This window comes from Hyphomicrobium zavarzinii ATCC 27496 (assembly GCF_000383415.1).
Classification (GTDB): domain Bacteria; phylum Pseudomonadota; class Alphaproteobacteria; order Rhizobiales; family Hyphomicrobiaceae; genus Hyphomicrobium_C; species Hyphomicrobium_C zavarzinii.
This window is the reverse complement of sequence record NZ_KB911256.1, coordinates 425,443-438,330: the sequence shown is the minus strand read 5'-3', so window position 1 is coordinate 438,330 and position 12,888 is coordinate 425,443. Positions and strand designations below refer to the sequence as shown.

The 12,888-nt window shown below is 65.5% G+C and carries 10 protein-coding genes; 8 read left to right on the top strand and 2 right to left on the bottom strand.

Features of this window, described 5'->3' with window-relative positions; translation table 11 throughout:
* Positions 1–97 precede the first annotated feature (97 nt).
* Positions 98–874, top strand: coding sequence for a DUF1013 domain-containing protein (locus F812_RS0106100; protein WP_026867890.1), 777 nt, complete (start codon positions 98–100; stop codon positions 872–874).
* A 110-nt stretch (positions 875–984) separates the two neighbouring features.
* On the opposite strand, the gene ubiA is transcribed toward F812_RS0106100, so the two are convergent.
* A complete protein-coding gene (gene ubiA, locus F812_RS0106095) occupies positions 985–1,995 on the bottom strand; it encodes a 4-hydroxybenzoate octaprenyltransferase (protein WP_020085075.1) in 1,011 nt (336 codons plus the stop codon).
* A 28-nt stretch (positions 1,996–2,023) separates the two neighbouring features.
* Positions 2,024–3,694, bottom strand: coding sequence for an ankyrin repeat domain-containing protein (locus F812_RS22825; protein WP_020085074.1), 1,671 nt, complete (start codon positions 3,692–3,694; stop codon positions 2,024–2,026).
* Between the two features lie 225 nt (positions 3,695–3,919).
* Here F812_RS22825 and F812_RS0106085 point away from each other — a divergent pair, with 225 nt between their 5' ends.
* The 7 genes from F812_RS0106085 to F812_RS0106055 all read left to right on the top strand — a co-directional run bounded on the left by F812_RS0106085 (position 3,920) and on the right by F812_RS0106055 (position 12,740).
* Positions 3,920–4,660, top strand: a complete 741-nt coding sequence (locus tag F812_RS0106085) for a 16S rRNA (uracil(1498)-N(3))-methyltransferase (protein ID WP_020085073.1) — start codon at positions 3,920–3,922, stop codon at positions 4,658–4,660.
* Between the two features lie 195 nt (positions 4,661–4,855).
* Positions 4,856–5,461, top strand: coding sequence for a glutathione S-transferase family protein (locus F812_RS0106080; RefSeq protein WP_020085072.1), 606 nt, complete (start codon positions 4,856–4,858; stop codon positions 5,459–5,461).
* Positions 5,462–5,569: 108 nt separating this feature from the next.
* Positions 5,570–8,575, top strand: a complete 3,006-nt coding sequence (gene ileS / locus F812_RS0106075; RefSeq protein ID WP_020085071.1) for an isoleucine--tRNA ligase — start codon at positions 5,570–5,572, stop codon at positions 8,573–8,575.
* Positions 8,572–9,102 (top strand): signal peptidase II, encoded by a 531-nt coding sequence (gene lspA / locus F812_RS0106070; protein WP_020085070.1) that lies wholly within the window; start codon positions 8,572–8,574, stop codon positions 9,100–9,102. Before ileS ends, lspA begins: the two co-directional genes overlap by 4 nt.
* Before the next feature lie 92 nt (positions 9,103–9,194).
* Complete coding sequence (locus tag F812_RS0106065) at positions 9,195–9,671, top strand: hypothetical protein (RefSeq protein ID WP_020085069.1); 477 nt, start codon at positions 9,195–9,197, stop codon at positions 9,669–9,671.
* A gap of 237 nt (positions 9,672–9,908) precedes the next feature.
* The gene (locus tag F812_RS0106060; protein ID WP_020085068.1) at positions 9,909–11,303 is read left to right on the top strand and encodes a M16 family metallopeptidase; all 1,395 of its coding nucleotides are present in this window, start codon (positions 9,909–9,911) and stop codon (positions 11,301–11,303) included.
* A gap of 66 nt (positions 11,304–11,369) precedes the next feature.
* Positions 11,370–12,740, top strand: a complete 1,371-nt coding sequence (locus F812_RS0106055; protein WP_040497926.1) for a M16 family metallopeptidase — start codon at positions 11,370–11,372, stop codon at positions 12,738–12,740.
* The last annotated feature ends 148 nt before the right edge of the window (positions 12,741–12,888 follow it).

Below are 12,888 nucleotides of genomic sequence, written 5' to 3'. Positions count from 1 at the left end.
CGACGGAGGGATCGCGCTATAAGGCGTAATCCCCAAATTCCTAATCCCACTATTGGCCTTCGCAGCCTGTCGCCGCGAAAGCCCGGAGAGAGCCGCTATGAGCGATCGTAAACCCCTGATGCCGAAGGCCACAGCCGTTTGGCTGGTGGAAAATACCTCGCTCTCGTTCGAGCAGATCGCCGTGTTCTGCGGCTTGCATGTGCTCGAGGTCAAGGGCATCGCCGATGGCGACGTGGCGCAGGGTATCAAGGGCCTCGACCCCGTCACCTCGAACCAGCTCACCCGCGACGAGATCGAGGCGGCCGAGAAGGATCCGAGCCGCCAGCTCCACATCGCCGAGCCCAAGGTGGTGATGCCCGAGACGGCGGTCTCCAAGCGCGGCCCCCGCTACACGCCGGTCTCGCGCCGTCACGACAGGCCGAACGCCGTGCTCTGGCTGCTGCGCAATCATCCGGAGCTGAAGACGAGCCAGATCATGCGTCTCGTCGGCACCACGAAGCCGACCATCGCCCAGATCAAGGATCGCACGCACTGGAACTCCGCGAACCTCGTGCCGCAGGATCCTGTTACGCTCGGCCTCTGCTCTCAGACCGACCTCGATAACGAAGTGAAGAAGGCGGCGCGCCGCATGGAGCGCGAGCAGCGCGAAGCACACCGCGAGGCGATCCGCGCCGGCACTCTGCTGCCGACGGAAGAGACGACCGCCACCGCAGAAGGCGAGGAGGGCTTCCGCCCAACGGCCGAGATCGTGCAGCCGAAGGAGACTTCGGAAGAGCGCGAGGAAACGCCCGCCGAGGAAGAGGCCCGCGTGTTCGCCAAGCTCAAGGAGCTTTCGTCGGGCAGCGAGGGCAAGGACGAAGGCGAGGACGACTGAACTCGTCTGCAGCGCCAGCACCGCTTGGCCTTCTAATTCCACGTACTCGAGCGCGGCCGGTTGCAGTCAACCGGTCGCGCTTTTGTTTTCGGTAAAGTGATTGGTCCAGCTCAGCTCAGCCCGGCCCACCACGACAGCAACGTGTCGGTCACCAGGGCGAGGAAGATCGCGGCGCCAACATCGCGATTGGCGCGGAAACGGCGCAGGCAGTTCTTGGCATCCGAAATGTCCAAGGTCGAGACCTGCCAAGCCATCTGCAGGCCGACGAGGGCGACGCCGAAGAAGAACATCAGATGCGTGCCCGCGAGGAAGCCGGCGGCGATCCACAGCAGCAGCGCGCCCACATAGAAGCTGCCGACCCAGAACGGCGTATCCTCTCCAAACGAGAGGGCGGTCGACTTGAGGCCGAGCATCAGATCGTCCTCGGTGTCCTGGTGGGCGTAGATCGTGTCGTAGCCGATGGTCCATAGGACCGAGCCCATGTAGAGCAGGATGGCCGGGAGAGCGAGCGAGCCCTTGACGGCCGCCCAGCCCATCAGCGCGCCCCAATTGAACGCGAGCCCGAGCACCGCCTGCGGCCAATAGGTGAAGCGCTTCATGAAGGGGTAGATCGCAACCAGCGCCAGCGAAGCGATACCGAGCGCAATCGTGAACAGGTTGAACCAGATGAGGACGAAGAAGCCGACGAGCGCGAGCGCGAACGTGAAAAGCAGTGCGGCTTCCGGCGTGATCTGGCCTGAGGGAATCGGCCGGCTCGCCGTGCGCTGGACGCGGGCGTCGAAGTCGCGATCCACGTAGTCGTTATATGCGCAGCCCGCTCCCCGCATGACGACCGCGCCGATGGCAAACATGGCCAGCATCCAAGGGTCCGGATAGGGGTGGCCGATCGAGACCTCGGCCAGGGCCACCGACCACCAGCACGGAAACAGCAGCAGCCACGTGCCGATAGGACGGTCCATGCGCGCGAGCCGCAGATACGGGCGCAAAGGGGCGGGCGCGAAGCGGTCCACCCAGTTGCCTTCGGCGGCATCCGCAACAGCCGCCGTGTCTCCGTCGATCGGGGGCTCGGCATCGGGGGTCGCCGCCTGCGCCGTCATTTTCGATTGATCCTCGTCTGCCATTTCCGAGCCATCCGTTGCGCGGGGGAAATTAGCCGCCGCCGCCCTCCGGGGCAACTTGCGGCACTGCCGCAAGGAGAACATCGGCCACATCCTCCGAAAAGCGCCTGCTCGTGCCCTCCATGACAACGACGCCGGAGCCTTGGGGGCCAGGATGGGCCGCCGGCAGACCGTGCGCCACGAGGGCCTCGGCGCAGCCGGGCCAGTCTCCGCCCTCGACAGGCTCGTTGCACGAGGCCCACGACAGCGTGCCGCAGACGTTGTCGCCAAACCCGTGCTGCTCCCTCCAGCTCGCCCCATGATCGAGGAGGAAGCGTGCAAGGCGGGAATCGCCCCGGAAGACGGCGTGGTTCAACGCCGAGGCGTCCCAGTCGCCGCCACGTGTGGCGACCGGCCATCCCAGCCGCACCATGAGGCGCACGGTCTCGCCCGCATCTTGCGCCGCCAGCTCCGGCAGGAGCCGAAGCTCCGACGCGGAGAGCGCCGCAAGGCTGCCCGGCCGCTCAGCCAGGAGGCGGCGTGCGGCAGGCTCGTCACCTCTCGTGCAGGCGGCCACGAACTCCTCCTGCTCGGAGAGCCCGCTCACGCTGCCGCCTGCCTCGCGCACCAGCTCGGCGACATGCGGAAGCCCGAACTTGAGGGCCAGCACGTAGGCGCTGTTTCCCTCGGGCGTCCTGGCTGACGGATCTGCGCCCGCGGCCAGCAGGGCACGCACATGCTCCGCGGACCTTCGCCGCCTGATGGCCCATAGCAGGGGCGAGCCCCACGCCGATGTGGGCGCGCCGGGCGGGCGCTCGTTAGGATCGCCTCCGTGCGCGAGCAGCAGGCGCAGCGGCTCGGCATCGTCGAGATCGAGGGCGCGATAGAGCGCGTTGGTGCCGGTGACGCGCGCTCCCGCCTTCAACAGAAGGCGCGTGCAGGCCGGGCTTTCGAGCGCGTGATAAAGCGACTCGCCATCGTTCGGGTTCGCGCCCCGCTCCAGCAGAAGCTGCGTCAGCTCGGGGTCGCGGTTCTGGCCCGCCGCACCGTAAAGTGCAGACAGCGGATACTCTTTCGACGGCGCTTTCGGGGAGGCCGCCCAGCGGCTTTGCACGCTCTGGCCAGGATCGGCGCCCGCATCGAGCAGGAGACGCGCCGCCGCCATGAGACGCTCGCGATAGGCAGGCAGGCGCAGCAGGCTCGAATGCGTGACCGCGACGAGCGGGGGAAGACCCAGCGCCCCGCCCGGGCGATCTTTCCAGGCAGCGTCACGCCGCAACTCCTCGCGCAGGGCGGCGACGTCACCAACCGCGCAGGCGAGGTATGGGTCTTTGCCCGCGATCTCGGGGCTAGCTTCCAGGAGCCTCGCGGCGACCGCGGGCCGGGCGCGGTTCATGCCGCCCGCAATGTCGCCTGCATAAATGAGGCGCATGAGGGTTAGCGCCGTCGCGGCCGGATCGGACGACTGCGCCTCGCGCGCGGCAACGAAGCTCTTCAGCTCCGCCCATGATGCGAAGCCATGCTCCCGCGCGACGCACGATTGGGCGTCATGCAAGCGCAGATCGAGAGAGGCGATGGTCCGGTTATCGGCGTTGGCGGCGATGGGCAAGGCTGCGCGGAAACGCGCGAACGCGGACGCGTCGCCCTCTCTGTAGAGGGCCAGCAGGTCCTTGGCCTGTTTCTTCAAATGGCCGATATTCGGCCGGTCGGGCAGCCGCTTCATGGAAACCTCCGTGCATGGAGCGCCGACGACCCGCAAATCCGGCTGCACAAAGGTTGAAAATCTGCGTGCGAAAGCAAGTGGGCTCTGCCCTTCCCGCGGGTCCGGATGCGGCTTGCAACCGCGCGGCGGATGCTAGGGGAGAGACCGTTCCAGGTCAACGGAGCGCCAGGGCCAGCGTTTGGGGACGGTGTTGGATCGGCGGGCCGCATCGGATATGGAAACGCCATGGCGGTCCATGACTTCACCTCTCAGCGGCTTTTTGTCGATCATCCCCTCGGGGAGGGCGCGCGCATCCCGTGCACGCCCGAGCAGGCGAGCTACCTCAGGAGCGTGCTGCGGCTCGGAGAGGGCGACGAGATCCTCATCTTCAACGGCCGCGACGGCGAATGGCGGGCGCGCCTCTCGGAAGCAGGCAAGCGAGGCGCGGCGCTCGAAGCGCAGACCCTCACGCGGGCGCAGGAAGGCGGGCCGGATCTCCACTACCTGTTCGCCCCCCTCAAGCGCGCCCGGCTCGACTACATGGTGCAGAAGGCAGCCGAGATGGGCGTAGCGCGGCTGGTGCCGGTGCTCACGCGCCATACGGTGGCCGAGCGCGTCAATCTCGAGCGGATGCGCGCCAACGCCATCGAGGCGGCGGAGCAGTGCGGCATCCTGCGCGTGCCAGAGATCGCCGAGCCGGTGAAGCTCTCGAGCCTTCTCGGCACGTGGGACGCCTCCCGCAGGCTGATCTTCTGCGACGAAGCGGCCGAGCAGACCAGCCCGCTCGCGGCGCTCGGCGGTGTCGCCCCCGGTCCCCTCGCTGTGCTGATCGGACCGGAGGGTGGATTTTCGCCGGATGAGCGGGAGATGATCCGCGCTCGGCCGGAGGCGATCGCACTTTCGCTCGGTCCCCGGATCATGCGGGCCGATACGGCAGCCGTCGCCGCGCTCGCGCTCGTCAACGCGGCGCTTGGAGACTGGCGCTAAAGGCTTTCGGCAGGACGAGGCTCGACCCACGTACGCGTCATATTCCGTCATGCCGCCGTAGGCCGGCATCCAGATCGCGTCGCAATTTTCCTAGGAGTTGCCTGGACCCCGACCTTCGTCGGGGTGACGTCACAATGTGACACTGAGATAGCGCCAATACGACGGTGTCGGAATGGGAACCAGAAGAGGCATGTCATGCTCACGCTCTATCACAATCCGCATTCGCGCTCGACGATCGTGCACTACATGCTGCACGAGCTGGGCGAACCGTTCGAGATCGTGCCGGTCGACCTCAAGGCGGGCGATCACAAGACGCCGGAGTTCCTGAAGCTCAATCCCATGGGCAAGATCCCGGTGCTGGCCGACGGCGATACGATCGTGACTGAGGCCCCCGCGATTCTCGTCTATCTGGCCGACAAGTATCCGAAGGCGGGGCTGGCGCCGAAAATCGAGGATCGGGACCGCGCCGCCTATCTGCGCTGGATGTTTTTCTACGGGAGCTGCTTCGAGCCTGCCTCCATCGACTTGTCGATGCAGCGGGAAACGCCCGCCTCGACCGCGGGATGGGGCAAGCCGGCCGACATGCTCGACACGCTCTCGGCAGGCCTCAAGCCCGGTCCCTGGCTGCTGGGAGACCGCTTCTCCGCCGCAGACGTTCTGCTCGGCTCCGGCATCGGCTACATGCTCAGTTTCAACGTATTGCCTAAGCGCCCGGAATATCTCGACTATGTGGCCCGGATCGCGGCGCGTCCGGCGCATCAGGCGGCGGTTGCGGCCGACAAGGCCCGACTTTCCGGCTGAGATCGGGGCTGCCCGGCGGGCGGGCTTTGCGTCCCGGCGCCCAGGTTGGTAGAACCCCTGCAAATCATGGGCGCGGGGCGCCCTCTCCTGACATGAAAGACGGCGATTATGGCGAAGGGCAACGGCGTGGCCGACAACGATCAGACGGGCGCCGAAACATCGGGGCGGGACTGGAGCCAGACGCTCAACCTGCCGCAGACCGATTTTCCGATGCGGGCGGGCCTCCCGGACCTCGAGCCCAAGATCCTCGCCCGCTGGCAGGAGCGCGACCTCTACAAAGAGCTGCGTGAAGCGTCCAAGGGCCGTCCCAAGTTCGTGCTGCACGACGGGCCTCCCTACGCCAACGGGCACATCCACATCGGGCACGCGCTGAACAAGATCCTGAAGGACCTGGTGGTGAAGAGCCAGCAGATGCTGGGCTTCGATTCCAACTACGTGCCGGGCTGGGACTGCCACGGCCTGCCGATCGAGTGGAAGATCGAGGAGCAGTACCGCGCGAAGGGCAAGGAAAAGCCGAACTTCTCCGATCCGGCCGCCATCAATGCGTTTCGCGACGAATGCCGCCGCTTCGCGGAGACGTGGGTGGACGTGCAGCGCGAGGAATTCAAGCGGCTCGGCGTGATCGGCGACTGGGCGAACCCGTACCTCACCATGAGCTATGCCGCGGAGGCGACGATCGCCTCCGAGCTGATGAAGTTCGCCGCCAACGGCCTGCTCTATCGCGGCTCGAAGCCCGTGATGTGGAGCGTTGTCGAGAAGACCGCGCTCGCGGAAGCGGAGGTCGAGTACCAGGACTATCAGAGCGACATGGTGTGGGTGAAGTTTCCGGTGAAGTCCGGCGATCTCCCCAAAGACGCCAACGTCGTGATCTGGACCACGACGCCCTGGACGCTTCCGGGCAACCGCGCCATCAGCTTCTCGTCCAAGATCGACTACGGTCTCTATGAAATCACGGCCGCGCCGGAGGGCAACTGGGCGAAGGCCGGCGACAAGCTGATCCTTGCCGACAAGCTCGCGGCCGACGTGATGAAGGCCGCAAAGGTTGAAGCTTTCGAGCGCCGCAGCGCCGTTGCTGCCGATGATCTCAAAGGCCTCGTTGCGAAGCATCCGCTAGCCGCGCTCGGCTATGACTTCGACGTGCCGCTGCTCGACGGCGATCATGTGACTGACGACACGGGTACCGGCTTCGTGCACACGGCGCCCGGCCACGGCGCGGACGACTACAACATCTGGATCGCGAACCAGAAGGCGCTGCGCGATCGCGGCATCGACACCACGATCCCATTCACCGTCGATGCCGATGGCGTGCTGACGAAGGAAGCCCCCGGCTTCACCGGCAAGCGCGTACTGAAGGAAAACGGCGACAAGGGCGACGCGAACGACGCGGTGATCAAGGCGCTCAGCGAAGCGGGCAACATCATCGCGCGTGGCCGTCTCAAGCACCAGTATCCGCACTCGTGGCGCTCGAAGAAACCCATCATCTTCCGCAACACGCCGCAGTGGTTCATCGCGATGGACAAGGGCTTCGGCGCGGACAAGCGCACGCTGCGCCAGGTCGCGCTCTCCGAGATCCAGGCGACGGAATGGGTGCCGGAGACGGGCGAGAACCGTATCAACGGCATGATCGCCAACCGTCCCGATTGGGTCGTCTCGCGCCAGCGCGCGTGGGGCGTTCCGATCACCGTGTTCGTCTCGAAGCGCGATCACGACGGCCACAAGGAAGGCGACATCCTGCGTGACGAGGCCGTCAACGCCGCCATCGCCGACGCCTTCGCCAAGGAGGGAGCCGACGCGTGGTTCGCGGCCGGGTCGGCCGAGCGCTTCCTCAAGCCTAAGTACGATCCCGCCGAGTGGGAGCAGGTGCGCGACGTGCTCGACGTGTGGTTCGACTCGGGCTCCACGCACGCGTTCGTGCTGGACGATCCCGAGCAGTTCCCCGGCCTCGCGGGCATCGAACGGGTTCGCGACGGCGGACAGGACCGGGTGATGTATCTTGAGGGCTCGGACCAGCATCGCGGCTGGTTCCACTCCTCGCTGCTCGAATCCTGCGGCACACGCGGGCGCGCGCCCTATGACGTGGTGCTGACGCACGGCTTCATCCTCGACGAGAAGGGGGATGAGAAGATGTCGAAGTCGAAGGGCAACGTGCTCTCGCCCCAGGACGTGATGAAGACCTCGGGCGCGGACATCCTGCGCCTCTGGGTAGCGTCCGCCGACACGACGAACGACATCCGTTTCGGACCGGCCATCGTGCAGTCGGCCGCGGAAGCCTATCGCAAGCTTCGGAACACGCTCCGCTGGATGCTGGGCGCGCTGCACTACTTCTCTCCGGAGCTGCAGATCGCCCGCGCAGAGCTGCCCGAGCTCGAACGTCTCATGCTGCACAGGCTGTGGGAGCTCAACCGCGACGTGCGCGCCGCCTACGCGAGCTACGACTATCGCGGTGTCGTGGCCGCTCTCTCGCCGTTCATGAATACGGACCTCTCCGCCTTCTACTTCGATATCCGCAAGGACACCCTCTACTGCGACGCCTATTCGAGCGTGAAGCGGCGGGCCTGCCTGACGGTGATCGACCAGATCTTCGGCTGCGTGACCTCCTGGCTCGCGCCGATCCTGTCGTTCACGGCCGAAGAAGCCTGGATCCACCGTTACGGCGCGGAGCGCAGCGTGCATCTCGAAACCTTCCCGGAGGTGCCTGAGTCCTGGCGCGACGACGCGCTCGCCGAAAAATGGGAGCGCGTGCGTGCCGTGCGCCGCGTGGTGACGGGCGCGCTCGAACTCGAGCGCGCGGCCAAGCGCATCGGATCGAGCCTCGAGGCGGCGCCCGAGGTCTTCGTCACAGACGTCGCCACGCTGGAAGCGATCCAGGACGTCGACCTCGCCGAGATCTCCATCACCAGCAGCGCGACGCTCGTTCGCAAGCTCGCCCCGGAAAACGCCTTCACGCTTCCCGACGTGCCGGGCGTCGGCGTCGTGCCGACGCGCGCGGAAGGGCGCAAGTGCGCGCGCTCATGGCGCATCACGACGGATGTCGGGTCCGACCCCAGCTATCCGGATCTCTCAGCCCGCGATGCGGCCGCCGTGCGTGAACTCGATGCGCGGGGCGCGGCATGACGGCACCGGCTGGCGGCTTCTCGCGCTATCTGTGGGGTCCCTACTCGTCGCTCGCGCTCAAGATCGCGGCGGTGACCTTCGTCATCGACCAGGCGCACAAGTGGTGGATGCTGCTGGTCTACCAAATCGCCGAGAAGGGGCGGGTGACGGTCACCCCGTTCCTCGATCTGGTGTTCGTCAAGAATACCGGCATCAGCTACTCGATGCTCGACCAGTCCACCTACACCTGGCAGATCGTTCTTGCTTTGTTTGCGGTGGTGGCCTCGGCGGCCCTGTGGGCGTGGCTGGCCGCAGCCGGGACGGGACGCCTGATGGCGTGGGCGCTCGGCCTCATCATCGGCGGAGCCCTGGCCAACGGGCTCGATCGCATACTTATCGGAGGGGTTGCAGACTTCTTCTCTCTGCACGCATTCGGATTTTACTGGTACGTCTTCAACATCGCCGACGTGGCGATTGTTGCCGGGGTTGTAGCGCTCTTGTATGACTCGTTCCCAGGGAGTCGCAATGACGCCGCAAACCCGCGGTAGCCCGGCGTATCAGAAGCGCGGATTTGCATGGTTCATCAAAGGGACTAAGTCCAACTCGGTGAATGGGCGCAACAAGGGGCGAGCGATCTATCATGATCACGAGCTTGATCAGCAGGCGAGCCGTTAAGCGTTGGGCGGGAGCCATCGTCGTTCCTGTCGCGCTGAGCCTCGGCGCCTGCTCGGCCGATGACGTGGAGCTCAATGGCAAGCTTTTCGACGCCGTGGGCCTCAACAATCTCAAATCCAAGTCCGCCGAGCCCAAGATGGCGGAGCGCGCACCGCTCGTCATGCCGCCCAATCTGGAGCGCGTGCCCGAGCCCGGCGCACCGGCCGAAGCCGTCGCCAACGACGTCACGGCATTGGTGGACGATCCCGACCGCAAGGCGAAAACCAACCGGGCAGAGCTCGAGCGGCAGCAGGCCGAGTACTGCAAGAAGAACTACGACGAGGCGAAGGCGCGCGGCGACGACAACGCGGATCTCGCGTCGGGTCCGCTGGGACCGTGCCGCGGCTCGGTGCTCACGGCTATCCAGCAATGGAATAAAGGGAGCGAGGACGACGACGAGTAGCGCGTCCGTCCGCTTTTCTCCTTCCGCGCCGCCCGCACGCGCGGCGACCGCCTCAATTTGCTATTTTTACCAGATCTTTATCAGCCAATCACATGCGGCTGTTCACCGGCACATGAACGGGTTGTCATTTGACAACAGAGCCACGAATGCCGAGATCTCGTGCAATCGTTTTTCTGCTCATTCCGGTCGGCGCCGGATGGCCAGATTGCCCCGCGATCTCTCGCCACCGAGGATCATATGATGCATTCACCGGGCGTTTCGCGCCTTCTTATCTGGGTCGCCTCGATCATGCTTGCCATCGTGCCTTCTCAAATCCAAGCCCAGCCGCGCACCAGCGAGTTCAAGCTCGCCAACGGTATGCAGGTGGTGGTCATTCCCGATCACCGCGCGCCCGTCGTCACGCACATGGTCTGGTACAAGGTCGGCGCGGCTGACGAGCCGAAGGGCGTGTCCGGCATCGCGCACTTCCTCGAGCACCTGATGTTCAAGTCCACCGACAAGATCCCGCTCGGTGAGTTCTCGAAGATCGTGGCGCGCCTCGGCGGCAACGACAACGCCTTCACCGGCCATGACGTGACGAGCTACTTCCAGCGCATCTCGAAGGATCGCCTCGAGACGGTGATGGAGATGGAGGCCGACCGGATGGTCAACCTCAAGCTCACCGAGAAAGAGGTTCTTACCGAGCGCGACGTGATCCTCGAGGAGCGCCGCAGCCGCATCGAGAACAATCCGGCCGCGATCATGGACGAGCAGATGAACGCTGCGCTCTACTACTCGCATCCCTACGGCATCCCGGTGATCGGCTGGGAGCACGAGATGGCGAAGCTCTCGCCCAAGGACGCGATGACCTTCTACAAGCACTTCTACGCGCCCAACAACGCGGTGCTGGTGGTGGCGGGTGACGTGACGGCGGAAGAGGTGAAGGCCCTCGCCGAGAAGACATACGGAAAGATCCCGGCCAACCCACAGGTCGGCGCCACGCGTGAGCGGCCACAGGATCCCCCGCAGCGCGCAGCGCGGCGTGTCGAATACTCCGATCCGCGCGCAGGCAAAGCGTCGTTCCATCGCGACTACGTCGTGCCGAGCTATACGACGGCCAAGCCCGGCGAGGCGGAAGCCCTGGATCTCCTGATGAAGATCGCCGCGGATGGCGCCACGAGCCGGATCTACAAGCGGCTCGTCGTGGAGGAGAAGATCGCCTCCTCCGCCGGCGGCAGCTACTCGGGCTCGGGCCTCGACAGCGGATCGATCAGCCTCTACGCGGTAGCGGCCAAGCCTTCGGATCTGCCGAAGATCGAAGCCTCGATCGACAAGGTGCTGGAGGAGCTGCGCGACAACGGCGTCACCGATGCCGAGCTGACGCGTGCCAAATCCAGCTACATCGCCGACTACATCTACGAGAACGACGACCAGGCTTCGCTCGCGCGGCGCTACGGCTGGGGCCTCGCGCTCGGCCGCACGGTGGCGCAGATCGAGGGCTGGCCGGATGCGATCTCCAAGGTGACGGGCGACGACATCAAGCGGGTGGCCAACACGTACCTCGACATCCGCCGCTCGGTGACGGGCTATCTCACGCCCTCGCCGGAAGCGGGTGCGCACGCGGAGCAGCCTGCCTCCAAGAGCCGCTCGTAGGTTCGCGGGTGCTTCCTGTCGATAACCGCTCTGCACTTTACCAGAAGCAGTTCTAAGGACCGCTCAATGGCTATGCTTCAGCGTTCAATCGTGCGTGTTGGCAGGATCGACATCGCGCTCTCGTTGACCGTGCTCGTTCTCGCCCTTGTCCTCACATTCTCCAGGCCCGCTCACGCCATGAAAATCGAAGTCGTAAAAAGCCCCGGCGGCATCCAGGCGTGGCTTGTGGAAGCCCATGAAAATCCGCTGCTCGCCCTCAAGTTCTCGTTCGAAGGCGGCAACTCGCAGGATCCCGAGGGCAAGGACGGCGTCGCGAACTTCGTCTCCGCCATGCTCGACGAGGGCGCTGGCGACATCCAGGCGAGCGACTTCCAGGAGCAGATGGAAAGCCTCGCGATGCGCATGCGCTACGAGGACAGCCGCGACGCGTTCTACGGGAATTTCGAGACGCTGACGCAGAACCGCGACGAATCCGCCAAGCTGCTCAAGCTGGCGCTGACGAAGCCGCGCTTCGATCAGGATGCGGTGGAGCGTATTCGCGGTCAGTTGCTCGCCAACCTCGTCTACGCCGACCGCGATCCCGAGAAGGTGGCAGCCAAGGAGTGGTTCGCCGTTGCCTTCGCCGGTCACAGCTATTCCCGCCCCTCGCAGGGTACAGAGGCAACCGTCAACGCGATCACGCGCGACGACCTCGAAGCCTATCGCAAGCGCATCTTCGCCCGCAGCAACCTCAAGGTCGTCGCCGTCGGCGACATTACGCCGGAGCAGCTCGGCAAGCTTCTCGACGACGTCTTCGGCGATCTGCCGGAGAAGGCGAGCCTCGCGCCGGTGCCGCTGACCAAGCCGGCGGCGGGCGGCAAGGAAAAGTGGATCTCGATGGATGTGCCGCAGTCGGTCGCCGTGTTCGGCCTGCCTGCCATGCCGCGCAAGGACCCGGACTTCATGGCCGCGTTCGTGCTGAACCAGCTCATCGGCGGCGGCGGCTTCGCCTCGCGGCTGATGGAGGAGGTGCGTGAGAAGCGCGGGCTTGCCTACTCGGTCTACAGCTACATCCAGCCGTTCCGGCACACGTCCATCCTGACCGGCGGCGTCGCCACCCGCGCGGACGCGATCCAGCAGTCGCTCGACGTGATCCGCAAGGAGCTGAAGCACGTCGCCGACGAGGGGCCGACGCCAACCGAGTTCGAGAACGCGAAGAAGTATCTCATCGGCTCCTATGCGCTGCGCTTCGACACCAACTCCAAGATCGCGAGCCAGCTTCTGGGCCTGCTCGAGGACGACTTCGGCCCGGAGTACATCGACAACCGCAACAAGATGATCGAGGCGATCACGCTGGACGACGCCAAGCGCGTGGCCAAGCGGCTGCTCGACACCGACAATATGATCGTGACGATCGTCGGCCAGCCCGCGACCGCCACCGCCGACAAGAAGGGCTGAGGGCGCTCGCCCCTACTTCCTGCAAGAATATCGACGCCGCTCCGATCCTACCGGGGCGGCGTTTTCGTGAAAGGCTGCCGAACCGCCAATCTTTCGGCATATGCCTCACCGACCATCTTGGCGCGGGCTGCGAAACCGGCTACGCCTC